The 24,689-nt window shown below is 64.5% G+C and carries 21 protein-coding genes; 13 read left to right on the top strand and 8 right to left on the bottom strand.

What is annotated here, in order from left to right:
• Positions 1–147: 147 nt before the first annotated feature.
• From J0H39_17565 to J0H39_17555, 3 genes are read right to left on the bottom strand one after another with little or no spacing between them, the layout of a single operon-like run.
• A complete protein-coding gene (locus J0H39_17565) occupies positions 148–1,617 on the bottom strand; it encodes a tripartite tricarboxylate transporter permease (GenBank protein MBN9498563.1) in 1,470 nt (489 codons plus the stop codon).
• Positions 1,614–2,114, bottom strand: a complete 501-nt coding sequence (locus tag J0H39_17560) for a tripartite tricarboxylate transporter TctB family protein (GenBank protein ID MBN9498562.1) — start codon at positions 2,112–2,114, stop codon at positions 1,614–1,616. The genes J0H39_17565 and J0H39_17560 overlap by 4 nt, the downstream gene beginning before the upstream one ends.
• A 15-nt stretch (positions 2,115–2,129) precedes the next feature.
• Positions 2,130–3,074 (bottom strand): tripartite tricarboxylate transporter substrate binding protein, encoded by a 945-nt coding sequence (locus tag J0H39_17555; GenBank protein ID MBN9498561.1) that lies wholly within the window; start codon positions 3,072–3,074, stop codon positions 2,130–2,132.
• Positions 3,075–3,271: 197 nt separating this feature from the next.
• On the opposite strand from J0H39_17555, the gene J0H39_17550 reads away from it, so the two are divergent.
• The 3 genes from J0H39_17550 to J0H39_17540 are packed head-to-tail and all read left to right on the top strand — an operon-like array spanning position 3,272 to position 6,193.
• A complete protein-coding gene (locus J0H39_17550; protein ID MBN9498560.1) occupies positions 3,272–4,738 on the top strand; it encodes a sulfatase-like hydrolase/transferase in 1,467 nt (488 codons plus the stop codon).
• A gap of 16 nt (positions 4,739–4,754) precedes the next feature.
• Entirely contained in the window at positions 4,755–5,828 is a 1,074-nt protein-coding gene (locus tag J0H39_17545) for a Gfo/Idh/MocA family oxidoreductase (GenBank protein ID MBN9498559.1), read from the top strand.
• Positions 5,825–6,193, top strand: a complete 369-nt coding sequence (locus tag J0H39_17540; GenBank protein ID MBN9498558.1) for an L-rhamnose mutarotase — start codon at positions 5,825–5,827, stop codon at positions 6,191–6,193. Before J0H39_17545 ends, J0H39_17540 begins: the two co-directional genes overlap by 4 nt.
• On the opposite strand, the gene J0H39_17535 is transcribed toward J0H39_17540, so the two are convergent.
• A complete protein-coding gene (locus J0H39_17535; GenBank protein MBN9498557.1) occupies positions 6,166–7,059 on the bottom strand; it encodes an IclR family transcriptional regulator in 894 nt (297 codons plus the stop codon). The genes J0H39_17540 and J0H39_17535 overlap by 28 nt on opposite strands.
• A 113-nt stretch (positions 7,060–7,172) precedes the next feature.
• On the opposite strand from J0H39_17535, the gene J0H39_17530 reads away from it, so the two are divergent.
• The 8 genes from J0H39_17530 to J0H39_17495 all read left to right on the top strand — a co-directional run bounded on the left by J0H39_17530 (position 7,173) and on the right by J0H39_17495 (position 15,663).
• Positions 7,173–8,939 (top strand): ABC transporter substrate-binding protein, encoded by a 1,767-nt coding sequence (locus J0H39_17530; protein ID MBN9498556.1) that lies wholly within the window; start codon positions 7,173–7,175, stop codon positions 8,937–8,939.
• A 92-nt stretch (positions 8,940–9,031) separates the two neighbouring features.
• Entirely contained in the window at positions 9,032–10,234 is a 1,203-nt protein-coding gene (locus tag J0H39_17525; GenBank protein ID MBN9498555.1) for a hypothetical protein, read from the top strand.
• 31 nt (positions 10,235–10,265) lie between these two features.
• Positions 10,266–11,270, top strand: coding sequence for an ABC transporter permease (locus tag J0H39_17520; protein ID MBN9498554.1), 1,005 nt, complete (start codon positions 10,266–10,268; stop codon positions 11,268–11,270).
• A gap of 2 nt (positions 11,271–11,272) precedes the next feature.
• Positions 11,273–12,118 (top strand): ABC transporter permease, encoded by an 846-nt coding sequence (locus tag J0H39_17515; protein MBN9498553.1) that lies wholly within the window; start codon positions 11,273–11,275, stop codon positions 12,116–12,118.
• The gene (locus J0H39_17510) at positions 12,115–13,068 is read left to right on the top strand and encodes an ABC transporter ATP-binding protein (protein ID MBN9498552.1); all 954 of its coding nucleotides are present in this window, start codon (positions 12,115–12,117) and stop codon (positions 13,066–13,068) included. Before J0H39_17515 ends, J0H39_17510 begins: the two co-directional genes overlap by 4 nt.
• Positions 13,065–14,054 carry an ABC transporter ATP-binding protein gene (locus J0H39_17505; GenBank protein MBN9498551.1) on the top strand — a complete coding sequence of 330 codons (990 nt, stop codon included), beginning with the start codon at positions 13,065–13,067 and terminating at the stop codon, positions 14,052–14,054. The genes J0H39_17510 and J0H39_17505 overlap by 4 nt, the downstream gene beginning before the upstream one ends.
• Entirely contained in the window at positions 14,051–14,890 is an 840-nt protein-coding gene (locus J0H39_17500; protein MBN9498550.1) for an amidohydrolase family protein, read from the top strand. The genes J0H39_17505 and J0H39_17500 overlap by 4 nt, the downstream gene beginning before the upstream one ends.
• 26 nt (positions 14,891–14,916) lie before the next feature.
• On the top strand, positions 14,917–15,663 hold the full coding sequence (locus J0H39_17495; protein ID MBN9498549.1) for an SDR family oxidoreductase: 747 nt from the start codon (positions 14,917–14,919) through the stop codon (positions 15,661–15,663).
• Positions 15,664–16,019: 356 nt separating this feature from the next.
• Here the strand turns inward: J0H39_17495 and J0H39_17490 are convergent, their stop codons facing one another.
• From J0H39_17490 to J0H39_17475, 4 genes are all read right to left on the bottom strand, one after another.
• On the bottom strand, positions 16,020–16,724 hold the full coding sequence (locus tag J0H39_17490; GenBank protein MBN9498548.1) for an isochorismatase family protein: 705 nt from the start codon (positions 16,722–16,724) through the stop codon (positions 16,020–16,022).
• A gap of 131 nt (positions 16,725–16,855) precedes the next feature.
• Positions 16,856–18,295, bottom strand: a complete 1,440-nt coding sequence (locus J0H39_17485; GenBank protein MBN9498547.1) for a catalase — start codon at positions 18,293–18,295, stop codon at positions 16,856–16,858.
• Positions 18,292–19,119 (bottom strand): SDR family oxidoreductase, encoded by an 828-nt coding sequence (locus J0H39_17480; protein MBN9498546.1) that lies wholly within the window; start codon positions 19,117–19,119, stop codon positions 18,292–18,294. Before J0H39_17480 ends, J0H39_17485 begins: the two co-directional genes overlap by 4 nt.
• Before the next feature lie 75 nt (positions 19,120–19,194).
• On the bottom strand, positions 19,195–20,025 hold the full coding sequence (locus J0H39_17475; protein ID MBN9498545.1) for an alpha/beta hydrolase: 831 nt from the start codon (positions 20,023–20,025) through the stop codon (positions 19,195–19,197).
• Between the two features lie 385 nt (positions 20,026–20,410).
• Between J0H39_17475 and J0H39_17470 the strand changes: the two genes are divergently transcribed.
• Positions 20,411–23,200, top strand: coding sequence for a winged helix-turn-helix domain-containing protein (locus tag J0H39_17470; protein MBN9498544.1), 2,790 nt, complete (start codon positions 20,411–20,413; stop codon positions 23,198–23,200).
• Between the two features lie 641 nt (positions 23,201–23,841).
• The gene (locus J0H39_17465) at positions 23,842–24,579 is read left to right on the top strand and encodes an IclR family transcriptional regulator (protein ID MBN9498543.1); all 738 of its coding nucleotides are present in this window, start codon (positions 23,842–23,844) and stop codon (positions 24,577–24,579) included.
• Positions 24,580–24,689 lie beyond the last annotated feature (110 nt).

Genomic DNA, 24,689 nt, shown 5'->3' with positions numbered 1-24,689 from the left:
TCGTTGATTTTGGGACCGGTACGATGGGTACCGTCATTGGCCTGAGAAAAAATAAGGTCACTGCGTAGCGAAATCTGGAACCTCCGGCCACGGGTTTCCGAAATTCGACATTACGCACGGCAATGGTACTTGTGGCAGCGGGCTATTTTAGGGCCGCGCCGCGCGCATCCGGAACAACGGCCAGAGCAGCATCGCGATCGCAATGGCGACGAAGGCGAGCGCGATCGGCCGGTCGAGGATCGCCCAGAACGTGCCGCCCGACGCCATCAAGCCGGTGCGCAGCTGTTCTTCGGCCAGCGGTGCGAGCACCATGCCCACCACGAAGGGCGCGATGGGCACGCGCGCATACTCCATCGCGTAGCCGATCAGGCCGAAGCCGAGCATCACCCAAACGTCGAAGACGCGCGAGCCGCCGGTGAACGCACCGAGCACGCAGATCGCGAATACCATCGGGAAGATCCAGGCGCGTTCCAGCACCATCAGCCAGGCGAAAAGCATGACGCCGCCGGTCATGAAGGCGAACATCAGAACATGGCTGAGCAGATGCGCGCCGACGATCGCGTTCACGATCTCCGGATTATGCGTATAGAGCATCGGTCCCGGCGCGAGATTGTGCACCATCAGCGCGCCGAGCAGCACGGAATCCGCCAGCCCACCGGGAATGCCTAGCGCCAGCAGCGGAATGAGTGTGCCGCCCGTCGTCGCGTTGTTGGCGCTTTCGGCGGCGACGATCGCTTCTTCGCTGCCCTTGCCGAACTTCTCGGGCTCCTTCGACGCGGCGCGCGCGGTCGTATAGGCGACGATCGACGCAATCGTGGCGCCCACGCCGGGCAGAATGCCCATCGCGATGCCGATCAGCGAGGAACGGACCATGTTGAAGCCGTGGCGCACGTAGTCGCGCGTCGAAATAAGAATGCCGCGCATATTGGCGCGCACGCGCTCACCCGCCTGCTCGTCGATATTGACCGTATCCGACAGTAATTGGCTGATCGCGAAAATGCCGAGGATCACCGGCAGCAATTCGAAGCCGGAGGACATCTCGACCCAGCCGAAGGTGAAACGCTGGGCACCCGACGATGAATCGAGCCCCGGCATCGCGACGAGCATGCCGAACAGCGCCGAGATGATGCCCTTGATCAGCGAGCCGCGGCTCAGCGACGCGATCAAAGTCAGCGCCAGGCAGACGATGGCGAAATATTCCCACGGCCCGAATACGACCGCGACGCGCGCCAGCGGCGGGGCCAACATCACCAGCGCCACCCACGACAAGGCGCCGCCGACGATCGACGCGGCATTGCCCAAGCCCAGCGCGCGGCCCGGATGCCCGGCCTTCGCCAACGGGAACCCGTCCATCGTGGTCATGATCGCATTGGGCTCACCCGGAATGCGCATCAACGTCGCAGTTATAAGCCCGCCGCTGACCGCGCCGACGAAAGCCGCGATCAGTAGCACCACCGCATCGATGCTCGCCATCGTGAAGGTGAAGGGCAGGATCAGCACCAGCAACGTGCCCGCATTGATGCCGGGCAGCACGCCGATGACGATGCCCAGGAACACGCCCCCGCACATCAACAACAGCAGCGAGGGTTGCAGCAGATGAAGAAACGCGTCGATCATGGCATGGGCAATCGCAACAAGGTGCCGAAGACGTAGTCGAGGAACGCCGCGCCGACGATCGCGATCGCCAAAGCGATCCCGGCCGAACGCGGATCGCGCGGCGACATGGCGATGCCCAACGCGGCCAGCAGTGCCGCCGTCGCCCACATATAATTGCCGGGCCAGATTTGCAGCATCGCCGTGTACGCCGTCACGGCAAGGAAGCTGAACACAGCCAACCACGGGCGTGGCGGTGCCGTTTGATCGGCTTGATTGACGCCGACGATCAGCGACGTTTCCGCCGCCCCGATGCGTTTGCCGACGAGCGTCATGACCAGCGCCACGACGCCCAAGATCGCCAGCAAGCCCGCGATCGCCATCGGGAACGAGCCCGCCCCCAACGGATCGAAGCGTGACGCGGGCAGTTTTCGCGCTTCGACGAAGAACAGCGCGCCGATGGCGATCGTCACCACCGCGAACGCGAGATCGGCGTGGCGCGCCTTGCGCGCATCGTGCATCGAATTCTTCCCGCGTCAGCCGCCCAAAGCGGGTCCGAGCGGCTGAACGATCCGGTCGATCTGTTCGACGCGCGCCTTGGCGCGACCGGCATCGAGATGCACGGCATCGACGCCTTGCTTGGCGAGCGCTTCCTTCAGCGCGTCGTCGGTCATCGCCTTGCCGATCGCGTCGGAGAAGCGCTTGACGATGTCGGCGGGCGTGCCCTTGGGCGCGAACCACCATGTATCGACCGAGATATCGGTCGCGAGGCCGAGTTCCTTGGTCGTCGGCACGTCGGGCCACAGACGGCTGCGATCGGCGCCAACAACGGCGATCGCCTTCACGCCGGTCCCCTGGAAGCCGAGATATTCCTGCGGGCTGACGAAGGTGTAGCCCGTATGACCGCCGAGGACGGAGGCGAGACGCTTGGGACCGTCGCCGACATTGACCACGCGCGCCTTGAACCCGGCGTCGTTGGCGAGCGACAGCGCCGCGATATGCACCGCGCCGCCGATCGAATTGGCTTCGGTGATCTCGCCGGGCTTGGCTTTCGCCGCCGCGATCAACGAGCGCAGATCCTTGTAGGGGCCTTCCGTCGCCGCGACGACCAGGAAGCGCGTGCTGCCGGTCTGGCCCAGTGCCTCGAACGCCTCGACGCCGAACGGCAAACGGCCGACGGCCTTCAAGCCCGGCAGACCCAGGTGATAGACGAGCAACTCATGTCCGTCGGGGGCGGCTTCCTTGACGCGCGTCGCCGCGACCGGTCCGGCCGAATTGTTGATGACGACGAAGGGCCGCGAGAACGCGCCCTGCTCCTCGATCTTCTTCAGCACCAAGCGCGCGACCGTATCGGTCGCCGAGCCCGGCCCCGCCGGCACGACGACCTGGATCGGCTTGGCCGGAAAATTCTGCGCATTCGCGGGCGCGGCAAGCGCCATCGCGACGGCGAAAACGGAAACAATGCTGCGGATCGATGTCATCGCGCGCTACCCCCGGATCGTGGCGGCGCCGGCATCCGGCGCCTACCGTTTTTGGTTCATATATATGAACTTCAGTTCCGCAACCGTAGCGTGGCGATCGGACGCGTGTCAAGATCGGCCCGCATCTTGACAGAACATCGCCGCCTCGCCACGATCCGAACTTCGGTTCATATATACGAACTATGGCGGGAGAAACGATGGCGCGGCGCCTTGGCGATCGGCCCAATATTCTGTGGATCTTCGCCGACGAACTGCGCGCCGACGCGCTGGGCTGCTATGGCGGCGGACTTGGCCCCACGCATACGCCGAATATCGACCGCCTCGCCGCCGCGGGCACGCTGTTCCGAAATCATTTCTGCAACTCGACCGTTTGCGTTTCGTCGCGCACATCGATTCTGACCGCCACGCCGCCGCAGGAAAACGGCGTGCACGGCAACGAGGGCGCTTGGGCGTCCTTCCCCCTCCCCGTGCGGCTCGACACGTTTCCCGAATTCTTCGCGCGCCATGGCTGGCGCACGGCCACGCTGGGCAAAAGCCATGTGCCGAAGGACTACAAGCCCTGGCAGGCCGAAAACCACGACGGTGCGAGCATGCACGGCTTCGGGCTCGACACCGATCCCGCCGGGCGCGCGCCGATTGTCCCTCAAGGGATTCCCTCGCCCGTCGGCGGCGTGTTCCCGGATCGCGCGTTCTTCCCGCCCGAAGCCGTGACGATCAACGCGATCGACTGGCTCGACGCGGCGGGCGATCAGCCATTCCTGCTGCGCGTCTCATATCTGCAGCCGCACACGCCCGTCCTGCCGCCCGCGCGCTTCCGCAAGATGTTTCGCGCCGAGGATTATCCCGGCCATGACATTCCGCGCGCCGATCAAAGCGCGTTCGACGACGCTTTCGCCGCGATGGTCGGCGGCCGCGAACTGACGCACGAACAAATGCGCCGCGCCCAGGCCGATTACCACGCGCTCGTCGCCTGGCTCGACGTGCAGATCGGGATGGTCCTCGCCAAGCTCGATATGATGGGGTTGCGCGAGAACACGATCGTCGTGCTCGATGCCGATCACGGCGCGTCGTTGGGCGAGAACGGCTTGCTCAGCAAGATCGTCTTCGCCCCCCAATCGCAACGTGTACCGCGGATCGTATCGTGGCCCGGCCACGTGCCCGAAGGGGCCGTGCGCGACGACATTGCGCAGAGCATGGATCTCGCGCGCACGCTCTGCCATCTCGCCGGCGTAACGCCGTTCGACGGCTTTCGCGGCCGCGCCTTGTTCAGCGATCCCGCGCCCGAGGCGATTTTCGCGAGTGTCGGCAGCGGCGCGAAAACCTCGCGCGCCTCGGCCGCGTCGAACAAAGGTATATGGCGCAGCGGTGCCGGCTGGCCGCGCCGCGGCTGCATCCGCACCGATCGCTGGCGCCTCGACATGAATATCCGCATCGACGGTGGCACGGTTCCGCCGGGCGAGAAGGATATCTTCCTCGCCGATTGGCGCGCCGATCCGCACGAGCGGCGCAACCTCGCCGCAGATCCCGCCCACGCAGCGGTTCGCGCGGATCTCGAATCGCAACTCACGAGCTTCGTGGCGCGGTCGCTGGAACCCGATTTCATCCCCGTCTTCTCAACGGCGGAGTCGCCGGAATTCCTGCCGCCGCGCATCGCGAAATCCTGAAACGAAAGAAACACGCATGACGACGAAGAAAATCCGCGCCTCGGTCATCGGCGCCGGCTGGTACGGGGCGCAGAACCATATCCCCACGCTCAAAGCGCGGCCGGAAGTCATCCTTGACGGCGTATCGCGGCTGGGCGCCGAAGAACTCGCGCGCGTGCGCGATCATTTCGGCTTCGCCTTCGCATCGGAGGATTATCGCGACGTGCTGGCGCGCACGCCGGAGATCGTTGTCGTTTCCTCGCCGCATCATCTGCATTACGAGCACGCCAGTGCGGCGATCGAGATCGGCGCGCATGTGCTGTGCGAAAAGCCGATGACCCTCGATCCCGCGCAAGCCTGGGATCTGGTCGATCGCGCGCGCAAACGCGGCGTGCAACTGCTGATCGTCAACGGCTATCAATATCTGCCGCATCTGCCCGAGCTGCGCAAAATGATCGCCGACGGCATGATCGGCCCGATCGAACACGCGATGGTGAGTTTCATCTCCGCGACGCGCGACGTGTTCCACGGCGATCGCGGTTTGAACAGCTGGCAGACGACCTTCTTCCGGCCCGAGCGCGCGACTTGGCAGGACCCCGCCAAGGGCGGCGGCTTCGCCTGGGGGCAGATGTCGCACGCCGTGCCGCTGTTGCTGTGGCTGACCGGCTTGGTGCCGGAAGAAGTCTCCGCCCACGCTTTCGGGCGCGAAGTGGTTGATCTCGCCGTATCGGGCAGCGTGAAGTTCAAGGGTGGTGCGGTCGGCAGTCTGTCGGGGGCCGCCGCGATGCCGCAAGGCAATCGCGGCTTGATGCGCATCTTCCTGGCGGGGCGCGAAGGCATGCTGACCGCCGAGTTCGATCGCGATTGGTGCGAGATCCGCCGCGACGACGGCACGGTGCGCAAGCTTTCCATCGCCGACGGCGAATGGATCTATCACGGGCGCGGGCCCGTCGAGGCTTTGGTCGATCTGGCTTTGGGCGGCGACGCGTCGCTCAACCGTTCGCCCGGCGAAACCGGCGCGACGGCGACCGGCGTGATCGCTTCGTTGCTCGCTTCGGCGGCCGATGGCGGCAAACCCAAGTCGATCGGCCGGGCGGAGGCGCCGCGATGACCGCGCTGATCGCCGCCGACGATTCGGAACTCGAGACCTTCGGCTTCGCCCTGCGCGTACGCGAAGGCAAGGAAGCCGAATATCTGCGCCGCCACGACGCGCTTTGGCCGGAAATGAAAACCGCCCTGCTGGCGGCGGGCATTCTGCATTACGAGATTTGGTTGCACGCGCCCACGCGGTTGTTGTTCGCGCATCAGATCCGCAAGCGCGGCCAAGGCCCCACGCCCGAAGGCGAAGCGGTGATGGCACGCTGGCGCGTCCACATGGCCGACGTGCTGGAGATGGAAGGCGACTTCCCCTATCGCGAAACCTTGTCGCGGCAATTCCGGCTGGTGGCTCAGGCCAACGCGAAGGGAAGTTTGTAGCGCTTGCAATGATGCAGATCTTCGATCGCCGCCCGCGCCGCCGCCGGATTCGTCAAGCGCGCGAGCTTGGGATCGGGAGCCGGCCCGCCCGCCCGCGTGCCGATCTCGACGCAGGCTTTGGCGAGTGCGGCCAACGCCGCCGCCAAACCATCGACCGAAGCACGCAAGGTCGGCACGGAAATACTGAGCGCCAATTGCGCGGGCCCGGCACCCGTGCGAATGGGCCCGGCGACGCAGAACACGCCATGCGTATATTCCGCGTTGTCGATGCCGAAGCCGCGCGCGCGCGTGGCGGCCAGTTCGCCCAGCAGCGCCTTGAAACTGGTCAGCGTATTTTCGGTCATGCGCGGCAGACCGGATTCGGCGAACAACGCTTTCACCTCCGCGTCCGGCAATTCGGCGAGCAGCGTTTTGCCCAGTCCGGTCGCGTGCGCCATGAGCCGCCCGCCGACATCGGATTGCAGGCGCAACGGATGCGTGCTGTCGACCTTGGCGATATAGACGTTCTCGTTGCCGTCGAGACGCGCGAGCTGGATCGTTTCGTTGATCCCCGCCACCACGTCGCGCATCACCGATTCGGCGTGGCGCAGCAATTCGTGCTGGCGCGCATAGGCCTGCCCCGCCTCCCACACCCGCATGCCCAGGCGCCAGCGCCGGCTGGCATCGTCGAGTTCGAGATAGCCGCGCGACGCGGCCGATTCGAGCAACGCGAACAAACTGCTTTTCGGAATGCCCAACGCCGTTTGCAGATCGGGAAATGTCATTCCGTCGCGCGTGCCCCCGATCGCTTCGATCAAATCGAAAACGCGATCGGCCGATTTGACCGGCTTGTCGGATGCGGCGGCACCTTGACCCTTGGGCGGCATTGCCATATTCTTTCTGAACTATGGTTCACAGATATGAACCATTCTATAACCGGCCGGCGGTCATGGCAATGGTGCCGTGATAACGCCCGGTCCGCTCTCCCGGGAGGAGACCGATGCTCGACCTAAGAAAGACGCGCGCGCGCTGGCGGATGACCGCCGCCGCCGTTCTGGCGCTGGCGGCGGGAACCGCCGCGGCGCAGAGCGTGCCCGACGTACCGCGCAACCGCACGCTCATCACGCAAGGCTGGGATTTCTACAACCAGGTTCCGGCGACAACGAACTTCAACCCCTATGCCGGCGTGCTGCTGCATCAGCGCAACAGCCTGCATTACACGGTGTACGAACAGCTGTTCTACACCAACCACGTCGCCAACGAGATCGTGCCCTGGCTCGCGACCGGCTGGACGCAAAGTGCCGACAACCGCGAAGTGACGATTAAGCTGCGCGAAGGCGCCACGTGGAGCGACGGGAAGCCGTTCACCGCCGACGACGTCGTCTTCACCTTCAACATGCTGATCGCGTCGGCGCCCGATCTGGTCCAATCCTCGGCGATCAAGGAATGGGTCGCGTCGGCGGCGGCCACCGATCCGCTGACGGTCGTCGTGAAGCTTAACAAGCCCGGTCCGCGCTGGGCGCAGGATTATCTCGCCACCGGCCAAGCCGGCCGCTTCGTCGTGGTGCCCAAGCATATTTGGGAAGGCCAGGATCCGAAGACCTTCGCCAATTTCGACCTCCCCAAAGGTTGGCCGGTCGGCACGGGGCCCTACAAGCTGGTGAAGAGCGACGCGAACTCCCTGTTCTACGACCGCCGCGACAGCTGGTGGGCCGTACAGCGCGGCGTGGCGAAGGAGATGCCGCAGGTTCAGCGCGTCATCTATATCCCCGCGACCGAACAGGCGATGCCGCAGCTTTATGCCAGCGGTCAGGTCGATATGGGCCGTTCGATCCAACCCGGCACGTTCGAGGCGATCCGCAACCAGAACCGCGGATTGCGCGCTTGGAACGAGAACGGGCCGATCTGGGGCGGTGCGGACGGTTGCACTTTCGCCATCCGTATCAATACGCAGAAGGCGCCTTTCAACGACGTGGCGATCCGCCGCGCGTTGAACTTCTCGATCGACCGCAAGCAGTTGATCGATCTGGCGCTGGAAGGCTCGGTCCTGCCCGCGTCGCTGCCGATGTCGTCGTTCCAGGGGCTCACGTCTTATTTGCCCAAGCTCAAGGACATGCTCGACGCCGACCGCATCGATCGCCTCGATCTCGCCGAAGTCGCCAAGCTGATGACCTCGCGCGGCTACAAGAAGGGCGCCAACGGCTTCTGGGCCAAGCCCGACGGTTCGGCTTGGCAGATCGCGCTGTCGACCGTGCAGGGCGATCCGCAAGGCCCGGTGCTGACCCAGCAGCTGCGCAACGCCGGGTTCGATGTCGTCAACAACGCCCAGCAGCGCACCGCTTTGTCGGAAGCCACGACGGTCGGCAATTTCGACCTGTCGCACGGCACGCATTGCGGCAGCCTTTACGATCCCTGGCAGACGCTGGAACACTTCCACACGAAGTATTCCGCCAAGCCGGGCGAGAAGGTCCGCGATCAGCGCGCGCCCACGCGCTACGAGAACCCGGAATACGACGCGATCATCGACAAGCTGGAGGCGATGAAGCCGTCGTCCAACGATCCGGCCTATGTCGAGCTGGTGCGCCAAGCGACGGCGATCTATATGCGCGACATTCCGGAAATCACGCTGGCCGAGGAGTTCCATACGCTGGCGTTCAACTACACCTACTGGACCGGCTGGCCCAACGCGAAGGAGCCGTACGTGGCGCCATTCCCGCCATGGGAAGGCTTCGCGCTGGTAATCCATCGCCTGCGCCCGACGCGCTGACGACCCTGCGCGTTGCGTAACGGAGCGGGGGTGCCGGCGACGGCATCCCCGCTTCCCTCCCTCTCCCTTTCCCGCTCTCCCCGGTCAGCCCCATGCCCAAGCATCCGACGATCGTCGAAATTAAAGCCTTCACCATCAAGAACGAGATGGTGGGCGCGACCTATATGGAGAGCTTCAACCGCACGCCGACCAAAGCGCGCCGCGCGCCCTGGACCAAGGACCAGGAAGTCGCCGGGCCGATGTCCCGCTATCCGCGCTTCAAGCGCATGCGCACGCTGTGGCGCCCGAATTTTCCGTCCGTCGCGTGCATCGTGCGCGCATCCGACGGCAGCTGGGGCTTCGGCGTGTCGCGCTACGGTCAGCCGGTCATCGATATCATCAACGATCACCTCGCCCCGCTGCTGATCGGCGAGAACGCCTTCGCCATCGACCGGCTGTGGGACATGATGATGCGCGCGGCCTCGCCCTACAGCGCCGCCGGTATCGCTTCCTATGCGATCAGCGCTGTCGATCTCGCCTTGTGGGATCTCAAAGGCAAGATCCTCGACGTGCCCGTCTACGAACTCGCCGGCGGTCCGGCGCGCGAGCGGCAATTCTGCTACGCCACCGGTAACGATACCGATTGGCATATGGAACTCGGATTCAAGGCGACCAAACTCGCCTGCCCTTATGGCGTGGCCGACGGTCTGGACGCGATCAACCGTAACGAGGACCTCGTCGCCAAGACGCGCGAGCAGATCGGCCGCGACGTCGAGTTGATGCTCGATTGCTGGATGGCCTACGACGTCGAATTCGGCGTGCGCATGGCCGAAAGGCTGCGGCCCTACGGCCTCAAATGGATCGAAGATTGCCTGACGCCGGAAGATCTGCTGTCCCATGAAGCGTTGCGCGCGCGCCTGCCCTGGCAGACGCTGGCGACCGGCGAGCATTGGTACGTGCCGCAGACTTTCGCCTACGCCGCCGCCAAACGTGTCGCCGATATTTTCCAGCCCGACATCGCTTGGGCTTGCGGCTTCACCGGCTGCATGCGCATCGCGCATCTGGCCGAAGCCGCCGGCATTCCTGTGATCCTGCACGCGGGCATGAATACGCCCTACGGACAGCATTTCTCCTTCGCGATGCCCAACGTCCAATGGGGCGAGTATTTCGTCGGCGGCGGCCCCGGCGTTCCGCTGATCGAGACGATCGTGTTCCCCGGCATGCGCGTCCCCGAGAACGGCTGGCTGGTGCCCAACGACGCCCCCGGTTTCGGTCTGGAATTGACCGACGCCGTGCTCGACCGCCTGCGCGTCTGACCCCCGACGAACATCCGCCAAGGCTCGATTCATGTATCTCGACTACGTGATCCGGCGTTTTTCGATCACGCTGCTGGTCTTCGTGCTGGCGGTGTCGATCAATTTCGCCCTGCCCCGGTTGACCCCCGGCGATCCTGTCGAGCAGCAGCTCAACCAGTTGATTTCGACGTCCAGCGGGTCGATCGGCGACGTGAAGGCGATCGTCGAAAGCTATCGCGCGCGGTTCGGGCTGGATCAGCCGGTGTGGCGGCAATACCTCGACTATTGGGGCATGGTACTGCGCCTCGATTTGGGCTTCTCGCTGGCCAACTATCCCGAGCGCGTGGGCGAGAGTATCGCCGCCGCGATGCCCTGGACGCTGGGCTTGCTCGGCATGGCGACGCTGCTCAGCTTCGCCGTCGGCACGTTGATGGGCGGGATGCTCGCTTGGCCACGCGCCCCGCGTTGGATCGGCTGGTTTGCCGCCCCGTTCCTTGTCCTGTCGGCGATCCCGTACTTTTTGATCGGCGTCGTGCTGTTGTTCGTCTGCGCGATCGTCTATCGCATCTTCCCCGCCGGCGGCGGTTTCCCGTTCGACATGACGCCGGGTTTCGACGGCGCCACGATCCTGGGTATCGCTTGGCACGCGACATTGCCCGCCTTGTCGATCATCCTCGCCCAGATCGGCGCCTGGGCGATCGGCATGCGCGGCATGATCGTGTCCGTGCTGGGCGAGGATTACATCATGCTCGCCGAAGCCAAGGGTCTTTCCCAGCGGCGCATCTTCCTTTGGTACGCGGTGCGCAACGCGCTGCTGCCGCAACTCACCAAGCTCGCCCTCACGCTCGGCCATCTCGTCTCGGGCGCCATTCTGGTCGAGGTGATCTTCTCCTATCCGGGCATGGGCTACCGGCTCTATCAGGCGATCCAGAGCAAAGATTTCTTCGTGATCCAAGGGATCGTGCTGATCCTGTCGATGTCGATCGCGCTGACGATGTTCATCCTCGACCTTATCTATCCGCTGATCGATCCGCGGATCACCAATAAGCGGAGCTGACGATGGGGCCGGACTTCGCCAAGTTGTTCCGCGGCAACGTGCCGCTCGCCGCCGGGCTCGCGATCCTGGGATTGCTGGCGCTGGCCGCGTTGCTGATGCCGATGCTTGTCGATCAAACCCTCGCCCAAGTCGGCGCGGTCGCCCCGCGCCGCCCGCCTTCCGCGATGCATTGGTTCGGCACCGACGCGCAAGGCCGCGACGTTTTCACCGTGATGGCGCTCGCCACGCCGCAAACGCTGAAGATCGGTCTGGTCGCCGGCCTCATCAGCCTCACCGTCGGCGTGACGCTGGGACTGATCGCGGGCTTCATGGGCGGCTGGATCGACGCGGCGATCCGCACCGCTTCGGACGTGATGATGACGATTCCCAGCGTTGCGATCCTCGTCCTCGTCGCGGCCAATGTGCGCTCGATGACCGTCGATCTGATGGCGGTGATCGTCGCAGGCCTGTCGTGGATGGTGGCGGCACGCGCGATCCGCGCGCAAACGATGTCGGTACGCGAACGCGGCTATGTGCAGGTGGCGCGGCTCAGCGGGCTCGGCGGCTTGCGCCTCGTCTTCATCGAAGTTCTGCCCAACCTTCTGCCCTATATCGCGGCGAGCTTCGTGATCGCCGTCGGCCAGGCGATGCTGGCGACAATCGGGCTGGAAGCGTTGGGTCTCGGGCCCCAGACCGAACTCACGCTCGGCATGACGATCTTCTGGGCGCAGTTCTACGGCGCCATCATTCGCGGCATGTGGTGGTGGTGGGGCCCGCCGATCTTCGCGCTGGCGTTGATCTTCGTCGGCTTGCTGCTGACCTCCGCCGGCATGGACCGGGTCGCCAACAAGCGATTGGGTGGGCTATGAGCGCGCCGATCCTCGAGATCGAGAATCTCTCGGTCCGCTATCGCACGCCCAAAGGCCCCGCCTTTGCGGTGGACAGCATCGGCTTCAATCTGATGCCGCGCGAACGCTTCGGTCTGGTCGGCGAAAGCGGCTCGGGAAAATCGACGACCGTGCTTGCCTTGATGCGTATGATCCGCCCGCCGGGCGAGATCACCGCGCAACACATGCGCCTCGACGGACGCGACATACTGGCGCTGTCGACCGAGGAGCTGCGCCGCACGCGCTTCGCGCGCATGTCGCTGGTGCCGCAAGGGGCGATGAGCTCGCTCAACCCCGTGCTAACCATCGGCGCGCAATTCGCCGATCTGTTCGCGGCGCACGCGCAGAAATCCGACGCCGCGCGCATCGCCAAGCTGCTGGCGCGCGTGGGCTTGCCGGCCCATGTCGCCAACCGCTTCCCCCACGAATTGTCGGGCGGGATGAAGCAGCGCGTGTGCATCGCGCTGGCGATCGCGCTGACCCCCGCCGTGATCCTGGCGGACGAGCCGACCTCCGCGCTCGACGTCGTCGTACAGAAGCAGGTTCTGGCGACGTTGGGCCGCGTGCAGCAGGAAATCGGCGCGGCGATCATTCTGATCGGCCACGATATGGCGCTGATGGCGCATTTCGTCGATCGGATCGGCGTGATGTATGCGGGTCGCTTGGTCGAGACCGGACCGGTCCGGTCGGTCTTCGCGGCCCCCAAACATCCCTATACGAAAATGCTGATCGGCGCCTTGCCGTCGCTGACCGAGAAGCGCGCTTTCCAGGGCATTCCCGGCGTGCCGCCATCCTTGACCGACCGGCCGCCGGGCTGCCCGTTCCAAACGCGCTGCCCGGCGGCGCAAGAACGCTGCCGTATCGAAGCGCCCGCCTTGCGCGAAGTCGGCGCCGCGCACGAAGCCGCCTGCCACTTCACGGAGGCCGCATGAACGCGCAGCGTAAAGACGGCCGCCTGGAAGCGAATGCCGCGAGCGTCGTGTTCCATTCGGGCTTCGGCGGCCGCAATTCGAAAACGGCGCTGAAGGACGCGTCGCTCGCCATCGGCGGCGACAAGCCCGGCATCGTCGCGGTCGTGGGCGAAAGCGGCAGCGGCAAGACGACGCTGACGCATCTTCTGCTCGGCTTCCGTTCGCCCACCGCCGGCAGCGTTTCCTATCGCGGCGTCGACGTCGCGCATATGAACGCCGAGCAGCGCAAAACGTTCCGGCGCGAAGTCCAGGCCGTTTTCCAGGATCCGTTCGAAGCGTTCAATCCCTTCTACAAGATCGATCACGCGCTGTTCACCCCGCTATCGGTGTTCGGCATCGTGAGCGACGCGGCCCAAGCGCGCGCGAAGATCGAGAAGGCGCTGGAAACGGTGGGCTTACGCCCCGGCGAAACGCTGGGAAAATACCCGCATCAACTTTCCGGCGGCCAGCGTCAGCGCATCATGATCGCGCGCGCTTTGCTGCTCGACCCGCATATCATTCTGGCGGACGAGCCCGTATCGATGGTCGACGCTTCGTTGCGCTCGACCATCCTGCAAACGTTACTGCGGCTGAAGGATGAGGCCGGCATTTCCCTCGTTTACGTCACCCACGATCTGACGACCGCCTATCAGGTCGCCGACCGGGTCGTCGTGCTTTATGCGGGTTCGATCGTCGAAAGCGGCGACACGCAAAGCGTGATCGGTGCGCCGCGCCATCCCTATACGCGCGCATTGATCGACGCCATCCCCTCGCCCGATCCCGACGTGCCGTGGAATCTCGACGACGTCGATACCGAAGAACGGGGCACGGGCTTTCCCGCGACCGGTTGCGCCTTCGCGCCGCGTTGCCCGCATGCGACGGCCGAATGCACGAAGGCCGAGCCGCCGCTCGCGGCTCTCGACGACGGGCGCCTCGTGCGCTGCATCCGGCCGCTGGTGCGCGCATGATCGTCGACGCGCATTGCCATGTTTGGGAACGCTGGCCCTATCAACCGCCGGTGCCCGATTCCGAAACCCGCGCGCGCGCCGAGCAATTGCTGTTCGAGATGGATCAGAACGGCGTGTCGAAAGCCGTGCTGATCGCGGCGGCCATCGGCGACAATCCGGATTCCAACGGCTATGTCGCGCGCGTCGCGTCCGCGCATCCCGGCCGCTTCGTCCCGTTCTTCGATATCGATTCCCGCTGGACGAAGCAGTATCGAACCGCCGGCGCCGCCGACCGCCTCGCGGCGGCGGCGGAGAAGCACGCGCTGAAAGGCTTCACCTATTATCCGGCCGAGGACGACGACGGGACTTTTCTCGCCTCGGCCGAGGGACGGCGTTTCTTCGCGGAAGCCCAGGCACGCAAGCTAATCGCCAGCCTGTCGGTGATGCCCGCCCAAATGCCGGCCGTCGCCGCGTTGGCCGAAGCGTTCCCGAAGCTCGATATTCTGTGCCATCACCTCGCCCATCTGGGGCCGCGCAGCGCGGCGACGCAGAACGCGATGGCACTCGTGCTCGCGACGGCGCAGTTCCCGAACGTACATATCAAGATCTCGGGCTTCGGCAATGTCGCTTCGCCCGATATGGATTATCCCTATCAAGGGCTCACCGGCATCGTGCGCGTGCTGCACGAGCATTTCGGCGCGTGGCGCCTGCTCTGGGGCTCGGATTGGCCGGTGTCGCGCCGGCACATGACTTACAAACAGACGCTCGACATGGTGCGCCGCCATTGCGGCCTGCTCGACGCGTCGATCGACATCATTTTGGGACCGGCAATGGAGCGCCTTCTTCAGGCGCGCTGAACTTATAAATTCGGGGGAAATGACGAATGAACAAGTATGACGTCGGCGGCAAGGTTGCGATCGTCACGGGCGGCGCGCAGGGGATCGGCGGGGCCGTGGCGAAGCTGCTCGCCGCGAACGGCGCCAAAGTCGCGCTGTGGGACCTCGATACGAAGCTCGCCGGCGAACACGCCGCCGCGATCGGCGGCGGTGCCATCGCGGTGAAGGCCGATATTTCGGATTGGGGCTCGGTCCAAGCGGCCCTTGCCGAGACCGAGAAGCAGCTCGGTGGCGTTGACATCCTCGTCAACTCGGCCGGCATCGCCGGCATGAACGCCACCGTCGCCGATTATCCGGTCGAGGAATTCGCCAAGATCGTGCAGATCAATCTACTCGGCACGTTCTACGTCAACAAGGCGGTCGTGCCGGGCATGCAGGCGCGCAAATACGGCCGCATCGTCAATATCGCGTCGATCGCGGGCAAGGAAGGCAATCCCAACGCCTCGGCCTATTCGGCGTCGAAAGCGGGCGTGATCGGCCTGACGAAGTCGCTCGGCAAGGAACTCGCCGGGCTGGATATCGCGGTCAACTGCGTGACGCCCGCCGCCGCGCGTACGCGCATTTTCGACCAGATGCAGCAGACGCATATCGACTACATGCTGTCGAAGATCCCGCGCGGGCGCTTCCTGGAAATCGACGAATCCGCCGAGATGATCGTGTGGCTCGTCACGAAGCAGAACAGCTTCACCACCGGCGCCGTGTTCGACCTATCGGGCGGCCGCGCGACTTACTAAAGCGTCGAAGCCCGCCGCTGGTCTCCCAGGGCGGGCTTCTTCGTCTCTCATCGTGATGGTCGGCGCGGCGGGATTCGAATCCTGAGGGGCATCGCCGCGAACCCAGTCCCCCTGACCGCATAAAATCATTCTATATCAATGTTAGTTTCCAAATGATCGAGGCATTTTGTATGCCTTTTGTGAAAATGAGTTCGCCCATATCGAAAGGCGTGATGCGTTGTTGGATTATTCGCATTGGATCGCCGCCGAACGTCGTCGATCCGAATAGTGGATCATCCTGTGACAATCGGCGGCGACCGTAGCGGCAAGCGGCGTCAATTCAGTGCGGAGCACCGCAAGCCACAACAGACGTCGGTCTACCGCGACCGCTTCTCGACCTCGCGCGCGGTGGCGTAGCTTTCGGCGACGGCGGCATAGTTCGGCGCCGCCAAGCCGTAAAGCTTCGCCAGTTCGGCGGCTTCCGGACGATTCCAGGTGCGATGCATTTCCGAGAGGACGGCGTTCGCCGATACCGGAATCACGCCCGCTTGCGCGATCCGCGCGAGGGTGATGCGCGATGCCATTTCGCTGGGATCGCCCGATGCGTCCATCACCGTATAGACTTTGAAGCCCGCCGCTTTCGCGTCGAGCGCCGGGAACATGACGCAAACGCTCGTCCAAACGCCGGCCATGATCAACGTCTTTCGGCCGGTTGCGCGCACGGCATTCACGAAGTCGTCATTGTCCCATGCGTTGACCTCGCCCTTTCGGGGGACGTACACGGCGTGCGGCGCCAATTGATGAATCTCCGGCATCAAGGGACCGTTCGGTCCATTGGGCTCCGACGCCGTCGTGATGACGGGGATCTTCAACAATGTCGCGATACGGGCGAGCAAAGCCGTGTTCGCGCGCAACTCGGCGATGCCGATGTCCTTGACGGTTTGAAACAGCCCCGTCTGATGATCGAGCAGCAGGAAGACGGCATCCGACGGATCCAACAATGCAGCACCGCCGCCCGACGGCAAAACGCTGGATTGCGACGGCCGTGCGGGCCCTTGAGCGTCCGCCGCTTTCAAGGGCATGGCGATCGCGGCGACTGCGGCAGCGAGGACGAGGAACTTCTTCAACATGGTGATGCCTTTCTTTCAGGAGGGTTTGACGAAGTTGATTGCGTGTTCGGCGCGAAACGGCACAACACAACGGCGGTGTCGCGTTATCCGTCGATACCCAACGCCTTAGCGACGCCTGCACCGTATTCGGGGTCGGCCTCGGTGCAGTTCGCAATGTGGCGGCGCTGGATATCCTTGCTTGCCCCGCCGAGCGAGCGCGCGGTGTTGTCGAAAAGCGCCTGGCGCTGCGTTGGCGTCATCGACCGGAACAGATTTCCCGGCTGCTCCCAATGATCATCGGCGACGCGATGATCGTAATGATCGGCATAGCCGTCGAGGGCGAGCTTGGGTTCCTTGGCCGATGGCGTGTCGCACCATTCGTCGCTGCTGTTCGGGAAATACGGCGTCGTGGCGCCGAGATTGCCGTCGACGCGCATCGCCCCGTCGCGATGGAACGAATGGAACGGGCATTTCGGCGCATTGACCGGGATCTGGTTGAAGTTCACCCCCAGGCGATAGCGCTGCGCGTCGCCGTAGGAAAACAGCCGCGCTTGCAACATCCGATCGGGCGAGAAACCGATCCCCGGCACGATATTCGCGGGCGAGAAAGCCGCCTGTTCCACCTCGGCGAACACGTTCTCGGGATTCCGGTTCAGCTCGAGTTCGCCGACTTCGATCAGCGGAAACTCGGCGTGCGGCCATACCTTCGTCAGATCGAAGGGATCGTGACGATGCGATCGCGCTTGGGCCTCGCTCATCACCTGGATCGCCAGCGTCCAGCGCGGAAAATCGCACGCCTCGATGCTTTCGAACAAATCGCGCTGATGCGTCTCCCTGTCGCTGCCGATCGCCGCGGCGGATTGGGCGTCGGTCAGATTCTCGATCCCTTGCTTGCTGCGGAAATGGAATTTGACCCAGACGCGAGCGCCGGCTTCGTTCACCATGCTGAAGGTGTGGCTGCCGAAGCCGTGCATATGCCGATAGCTGCGCGGGATGCCGCGATCGGACATAACGATTGTGACTTGGTGCAGCGCCTCGGGCAGCAGCGTCCAGAAATCCCAGTTATTGCGCGCGCTGCGCATTCCGGTGCGCGGGTCGCGTTTAACCGCGTGGTTCAGATCGGGGAAACGCAGCGGATCGCGGAAGAAGAACACCGGCGTGTTGTTGCCGACGATGTCCCAGTTGCCTTCCTCGGTATAGAACTTCACCGCGAAGCCGCGGATGTCGCGCTCGGCGTCGGCGGCCCCGCGCTCGCCCGCCACGGTGGAAAAGCGCACGAAGACCGGCGTTTTCTTGCCCACGGCCGCGAAAATTTTCGCGCGCGTGTAGCGCGTGATGTCGTTCGTTACCGTGAACGTTCCGTAGGCGCCGGATCCCTTCGCATGCATCCGCCTTTCGGGAATGACCTCGCGATCGAAATGCGCCAGCTTCTCGATCAGCCAGACATCTTCGAGCAAGGCGGGGCCACGCTTGCCCGAGGTCCGGATATTCAGATTGTCGGCGACCGGCGCACCGGCCGCGTGGGTCAAAGGCGGCTTTCTCATCGGGCGATCTCCCGTTCGAGGGCATGCGCGCCGTAGCGCGCGGCGGCGCGATCTTTGGAAAGATGCGGGGTCAGAGCCTGACGCGCGCGCTCGAGCTCGTCCCAGAGATTGCGCGCGTCGAGCGACGGGATCGTCACCGTCTCGCCGAGATCGAACCCGGCGAGTGCTGCGTCGACCATCTCGCCGGCGTCCATCATCATCGAGACCGGGATGACGCCGATATCGACGCCCGCACGGCCGAAAAGCTCGGTGCGGGTGAAACCCGGCAGAACGGCTTGGACACGCACGCCCTGCGGCTCGACTTCGGCCGCCAGAGCTTGCGAAAACCCGAGCACGAACGCCTTGGCGCCGACATAGCTCGCGTTGAACCGTTCCTGCATCAACGCCACGACCGACGCGATGTTGACGATGGCGCCGCGCCGACGCGACGCGAAGGATCCGGCGGCCACGACGGACAGCGTATGCAAGGCGTCGACGTTGAGCCGGACGAGACGGTCGAGCGCGCGAGGATCCACGTCGAGAACTTTGCCGGACGGTCCGAGCCCGGCGCAATTCACCAGCATTGCGATGTCGCGATCGGTGCGTAGCCTTTCGGCGAGCGCGTCGATTTCATCTGGCGCGTCCAGGTCCGCACGCCACGGCGTCGCGGCGATGGCATGTGCGCGTTGCAATCGCTCGGCGAGCGCCTCGAGGCGCGCCTTGTCGCGGGCGACGAGCACGACATCGTAGCCGCGACGCGCCAGCCGATCGGCGTAGATCGCGCCGATACCGGACGATGCGCCGGTGACGACGGCGGTTCCTTTCGCGAAGTCTGATCCGTTCATGGCGGACTCCCGTCTTTCGAAAATTGCGAGAAGAAAGAAGCGCCGGGTCGCTTGCCGGACCCGGCGCTTGCGTCGTCAGCCGCGGAAGAACGCGAGCAGATCGGCGTTGATCACGTCGGGATGCGTCGCGCACATCCCGTGATCGAAGCCCTTGTAGGTCTTAAGCGTGCCCTTCTTGAGCAGCTTGGCCGACAGCGGCGCCGAGTTCTGGTAAGGCACGATCTGGTCGTCGTCGCCGTGCATGACCAGAACCGGCACGTCGATCGCCTTCAGGTCCTCCGTGAAATCGGTCTCCGAGAAGGCCTTGATGCAGTCGTAATGCGCCTTGGCGCCGCCCATCATTCCCTGCCGCCACCAATTGTCGATCACGCCTTGCGAGATCTTGGCGCCGGGCCGGTTGTAGCCGTAGAACGGACCGGCGGGCACGTCGTAGTAGAACTGCGCGCGGTTCGCGATCAAGGCGGCGCGGAAGCCGTCGAAAACCTCCAGCGGAATGCCGGTCGGCAGCTTGGCCGACTTGACCATCACCGGCGGCACGGCGCCGATGATGACCGCCTTTGACACGCGGCCGGGTTTGGCGCGGGCGACGTAGCGCACGACTTCGCCGCCGCCGGTCGAATGGCCGACGTGAATGGCACCGCGCAGATCCAGCTTATCGGTCATCGCCGCGACATCGGCGGCGTAGGTTTCCATCTCGTTGCCCGTCCAGGTCTGGGTCGACCGGCCATGGCCGCGGCGATCATGCGCGATCACCCGGAACCCTTGCCCCAGGAAGTACATCATCTGGTTGTCCCAATCGTCGGCCGACAGCGGCCAGCCGTGATGGAACACGATGGCTTGGGCGTCGCGCGGACCCCAATCCTTGTAGAAAATCTCGACGCCTTCGGCGACGGTGACGGTGCTCATGATCTGCTCTCCTTGCGTGGCTGCACCGGCCGAGGCCGGCAAGATGGGGGTCAGGGCGACCGAAAGACCGAGGGCCGAGAGGGCGACACCCCCCGCGAGAACGTCGCGACGAGAGACGGCGCCATCGGACGAAACCTGAGGCTGTTCGATGAAATCCGCGCTGCGATTGCCCATTTTTTGGTCCTCCGGAAATGTGGTTTCGTCGGAGGAAAGAATGCGCGCGGACCGCGCCGAACGCTCGTTAAGGGGTGTAAATCGGCGTAGCGTGTCGAAAACTCTCCGGAACATTACCTAAACTTGTTAATCTGCGGCCCGCACCCTGGGTTATCGGTCTGCGTGGGGACGGACGTTGTCGCAAAGCTTGTCGTTCGGAGATTTTCAGCTCTTGCCGGAGCGGCGCCTGCTGTTGCGCGACGGCCGCCCGGTAAGGCTTGGAAGCCGTGCGCTCGACCTTCTGGTCGCCCTGGTTACCCGGCCTGGCGAAGTCGTCGCGAAAGACGAACTGATCGCGCGGACGTGGCCGGGATTGCATGTCGACGAGGGCAATCTTCGCGTGCATGTCGGCGCATTGCGCAAGGCGCTTGGCGACGATCAGGCCAGCAGCCGTTTTATCGCCAACGTGCCCGGTCGCGGCTATTGCTTCGTCGCGCAGATCGACGATGGCGGGACGGCGACGGTCGCCGAGCCGGCGCCGGTCGCCGGCAATCTGCCGGTCCCGATCGCGCGTGTTTTCGGGCGGGAGGACGTCGTCGCGGCGATCGGCGGCCAACTGGCGCGCCAGCGCCTGATTACGATCGTCGGCCCCGGCGGCATCGGCAAGACGACGGTTGCGGTCGCGGTGGCCGAACGCGCCGCGCGGCCCGATGGCGTCGTCTTCGTCGATCTCTCCGCCGTCGCGGACTCCGCCGCCGTGCCCGGCGCGCTGGCGACTTTGCTAGGTCTCACCGACCGTGTGGAGAATCTCGCCGAGAATCTCGTCGCGCGTCTGCGCGGCCGCGATATGATTCTCGTTCTCGACAACTGCGAACATGTCATCGACGGCGCGGCGCGGCTCGCCGAAGTGTTGCTCGCGCGCGTGCCATCGCTCGTCATTTTGGCGACGAGCCGCGAACCGCTGCGCGCGTCGGGCGAATGGGTGCGTCGATTGCGCCCACTCGACGTGCCGCCACCGGACGTCGTGCGCGCGCAAGACGCCATGGCCTACGCGTCCGTCGAACTATTCGTCGAGCGCGCGTCGGCCTGTCTCGGCGGCTATTCGCTGGAGGATGGCGACGCGCCTTCGGTCGCGGAAATCTGCCGGCGTCTCGACGGAATCGCACTGGCGATCGAGCTCGCCGCCGGACAGCTCGACACGATCGGGATCAATCGCTTGGCGGCGTCGCTCGACGATTGCTTTCGCGTCCTCGCGCGCGGCCGGCGAACTGCCTTGCCGCGACACCAAACCTTGCGCGCCACGCTCGATTGGAGCTTCCGCATACTCGGCGATTCCGCGCGAAACTTGCTGCGCCGGCTGGCGGTGTTCAACGGCGCGTTTACCGTGCCCGTCGCCTGCGCCGTGCTGCGGCACCCCGGCGGCGAAGGCGCTTTGAGCGACGCCTTGGCGGATCTCGTCGCGAAATCCCTGCTTTCGGTGGAGTTGGGAGAGACAGAAGCGCGCTACAGGCTGCTCGAAACCACGCGGGTCTACGCGCAGGAGAAATTGATCGAGTCCGGCGAAGCGGGCGAATTGCGCCGGCGCCATGCCGAGCAATATCGAGCCGTCTTCGAACGCGCAGAATCGGAATGGGAGACGATGCCAACGCCCGATTGGCTCGCGGCCTATGCCGGACATGTCGACAATCTTCGCGCGGCCCTCGACTGGGCGTTCTCGCCGGAAGGCGACGCCGGATTGGGCGTCGCCATCACCGTGGCGGCGATCCCATTCTGGTTCGCGCAGGTGCAACTGGACGAATGCCACGCGCGCGTCCAACGCGCGTTGACCCATCTCGACGCGCATCCGGGCGCCGACGAACGTCGACGGATGAAGCTATTTGGCGCCCTCGGCTGGCCGCAAATGCGCGCGATCGCCGGTCAGCCCTCCGGCGCGCTCGCTTGGCGCCGGACATTGGACCTCGCGGAGCGGCTCGGCGACACGGATTATCAAGCCCGGGCGTTGTTGGCGCTATGGGCCGATCGTGCGAACGCCGGCGAACCGCGTGCGGCGCTCGAATTCGCCGAGCGATTCGGCGCGCTTGCGACCCGACACGGCGATGCCGCCGAGATCGGCATCGCCGATCGAATGCGCGCGCGGGCGCAGTTGTTTCTGGGGCAAATCGACACGGCCCACGCCAATATTTCGCGCATGCTGGCGCATTACGTCGCGCCGGTGAATCGTTCCCACACCGTGCGCTACCAATACGATCAGCGCGCCGCCGCACGCATCACATTCGCGCGCGTGCTTTGGATGCAAGGCCATGTCGATCAGGCGATGCGCGAAGTCGAGGCGAACATCGCCCAGATCGCCGAAGCCCGTCATGACCTTACCTTGGCGTATATTTTGGCGGACGCGGCTTGCGCTATCGCCCTGTTGAACGGCGATTTCGAACGCGTCGAGCAGTATATCGACAAGTTGAAACGGGTGACGCGAACGCATTCGCTCGACGTTTGGAACACGTACGCCGACTGGTTCGCCGGCGAGTCGATGATTCGGCGCGGCCGTGTCGTGCCGGGGTTGACCCTGCTGGAATCCGCGCTCCAACGGTTACGGCGGGCCAATTTCGTGCTCTTCGAAACCGATATGGTCCTCGCGCAGGCCTTGGGCCTCGGCCAAAGCGGCAGGCCGATGGAGGCTTTGAGCATTCTCGACGCGGCGCTCGAACGTTGCGCGCGGACCGGCGAGGGCCTGGCCGTGCCCGAGCTGCATCGCATGCGCGGAGAGACATTACTGCTTGCGCCCGGCGAAACGTCGGTCGCTCTCGCGGAGAAGGCATATCAAACGGCGCTACGATGCGCACGCGAAATGCGCGCGCCGTGCTGGGAGCTGCGCGCCGCGACGTCGCTTGCGGATTTATGGCGGCGCCAAAATCGGCGCGACGACGCGCGCGCCCTTCTCGCGCCGATCGACGCGCGGTTCACCGAAGGTGCAAGCAGCGATCAACGCATCGCGGCACGACGCGTACTTGAATCTCTCGGCTGAACGGGCATCGTTTCAGCGAAAGCCGGTTTCGCCGCGCGGATTTGCGATCCAAAACGTCGAAGCCTGCCGCTGGTTTCCCAGGGCGGGCTTCTTCGTCTCTCTCGAATAGCGGTCGGAGCGGCGGGATTCGAACCCACGCCCCCAGACCGCATAAAAACATTCTATATCAATGTTGTTTTCCACATTATCAGGGCGTTTTGAGCCTTCTTGAGAAAAATGGGAACGTCCATTTCACTTTCGTCGGCAATTGGCATTCAGGCGTTTGTCTTGTATGCGCAAAGCACAAACTAACAAGAACGCTATCCGTCCATCGGAGTCTCACGCTTACGGATCGATTGCCCTTGCCTTGGCGACGACTCACTGATTGAGAGACAGCGGGTCGCTGGTGCTAGTCCCAAAAGTTAAAGCGTGTTCTTCGGCGAGGGCAGTACTGCTAGCGCTTTGACCGAAAATTCACTTCGAAGGACGCTCAGTCCTCCGGATTTAGGCCCGTAAAGGTGCTGATCAAACTTTCTGAAGTCCGCGAGCCCTACGACGGCCGTGGCCTTCTTGACAGGTCGCTCCTGTAGCTCCGGATACGATCGAAATCATAAAGTCGGCGCCTCGGTTGTCGGTCACGACAACACCGCTATACTCGACCGATGCGCGCCGTCAGCCGAATCCTCGCGATCCTCCGGGCCCTTGGTCCGCGTACGCCCCAACTCAGCCTCACCGAGATCGCCGAACGTGCGCATCTCGATCTCGGCACAACGCGGCGCATGCTCGCAGCGCTCGCCGCCGAAGGCATGATCGCGCGCGATCCGCATACGAAACTCTATCGCCTCGATCTGGGTCTGCTCGAGCTTGCGGGTGGCGTCGTCGAATACGATGACCTGCGCGCCCAAGCGCAAGCGGCCGTCGATGCCGTCGCGCGGGAAACCGGCGCCACATCGTTCTTCGGCGTCTATCGCGACGGCGAAGCCTTGTGCTTTGCGCGCGCCGAAGGCGCCGCGATCGTATTGCTACGCTGGTGGACGCTCGGCGGGCGCATGCCGCTGAACTGCGGTGCGGCACCGCGCACGCTGCTGGCGCATCAATCGCAGAGCGAGATCGATCGCGTGCTGGCCGGCCCGATGATCGGATTGACGCCGCGCAGCGAGAAATCGCCCGCGCGATTGCGCCGCGAACTCGTCGCGATCCGGCGCCAAGGTTACGCGCATGCCGTCGACGACGTGGTCCTGGGCGTCGCGGGCCTCGCGGTGCCCGTACTCGATCGGAAGGGCAAGCTGCGCGGCGCGCTCGCGATCGCCGGTCTGACGCCGCATTTCGCTTCGAGCGCGCGTAAGGAACTTCTCGCGACGTTGCGGCGCCATGCCGAGGCCATGCGCAAACGCGCCTGAAGACGACGACTGTCATTCAATGACAGTGACTTTGATAGTTGACCGTCGCGATTCCTGTGTCATGTTTCTTGCATCGTCCTGCTGGTCGATATCGCTCGCGGCTGGCGTCG

This window comes from Alphaproteobacteria bacterium, assembly GCA_017308135.1.
Taxonomy (GTDB): Bacteria; Pseudomonadota; Alphaproteobacteria; order CACIAM-22H2; family CACIAM-22H2; genus Tagaea.
Note: the sequence above shows the minus strand (reverse complement) of the source record. Positions and strands in the feature narration are given on the sequence as shown.

Coding starts and splice junctions, on each gene's coding strand:
- J0H39_17565 (MBN9498563.1), bottom strand. CDS start 1,617: ATGATCGACGCGTTTCTTCATCTGCTGCAACCCTCGCTGCTGTTGTTG.
- J0H39_17560 (MBN9498562.1), bottom strand. CDS start 2,114: ATGCACGATGCGCGCAAGGCGCGCCACGCCGATCTCGCGTTCGCGGTG.
- J0H39_17555 (MBN9498561.1), bottom strand. CDS start 3,074: ATGACATCGATCCGCAGCATTGTTTCCGTTTTCGCCGTCGCGATGGCG.
- J0H39_17550 (MBN9498560.1), top strand. CDS start 3,272: ATGGCGCGGCGCCTTGGCGATCGGCCCAATATTCTGTGGATCTTCGCC.
- J0H39_17545 (MBN9498559.1), top strand. CDS start 4,755: ATGACGACGAAGAAAATCCGCGCCTCGGTCATCGGCGCCGGCTGGTAC.
- J0H39_17540 (MBN9498558.1), top strand. CDS start 5,825: ATGACCGCGCTGATCGCCGCCGACGATTCGGAACTCGAGACCTTCGGC.
- J0H39_17535 (MBN9498557.1), bottom strand. CDS start 7,059: ATGCCGCCCAAGGGTCAAGGTGCCGCCGCATCCGACAAGCCGGTCAAA.
- J0H39_17530 (MBN9498556.1), top strand. CDS start 7,173: ATGCTCGACCTAAGAAAGACGCGCGCGCGCTGGCGGATGACCGCCGCC.
- J0H39_17525 (MBN9498555.1), top strand. CDS start 9,032: ATGCCCAAGCATCCGACGATCGTCGAAATTAAAGCCTTCACCATCAAG.
- J0H39_17520 (MBN9498554.1), top strand. CDS start 10,266: ATGTATCTCGACTACGTGATCCGGCGTTTTTCGATCACGCTGCTGGTC.
- J0H39_17515 (MBN9498553.1), top strand. CDS start 11,273: ATGGGGCCGGACTTCGCCAAGTTGTTCCGCGGCAACGTGCCGCTCGCC.
- J0H39_17510 (MBN9498552.1), top strand. CDS start 12,115: ATGAGCGCGCCGATCCTCGAGATCGAGAATCTCTCGGTCCGCTATCGC.
- J0H39_17505 (MBN9498551.1), top strand. CDS start 13,065: ATGAACGCGCAGCGTAAAGACGGCCGCCTGGAAGCGAATGCCGCGAGC.
- J0H39_17500 (MBN9498550.1), top strand. CDS start 14,051: ATGATCGTCGACGCGCATTGCCATGTTTGGGAACGCTGGCCCTATCAA.
- J0H39_17495 (MBN9498549.1), top strand. CDS start 14,917: ATGAACAAGTATGACGTCGGCGGCAAGGTTGCGATCGTCACGGGCGGC.
- J0H39_17490 (MBN9498548.1), bottom strand. CDS start 16,724: ATGCCCTTGAAAGCGGCGGACGCTCAAGGGCCCGCACGGCCGTCGCAA.
- J0H39_17485 (MBN9498547.1), bottom strand. CDS start 18,295: ATGAGAAAGCCGCCTTTGACCCACGCGGCCGGTGCGCCGGTCGCCGAC.
- J0H39_17480 (MBN9498546.1), bottom strand. CDS start 19,119: ATGAACGGATCAGACTTCGCGAAAGGAACCGCCGTCGTCACCGGCGCA.
- J0H39_17475 (MBN9498545.1), bottom strand. CDS start 20,025: ATGAGCACCGTCACCGTCGCCGAAGGCGTCGAGATTTTCTACAAGGAT.
- J0H39_17465 (MBN9498543.1), top strand. CDS start 23,842: ATGCGCGCCGTCAGCCGAATCCTCGCGATCCTCCGGGCCCTTGGTCCG.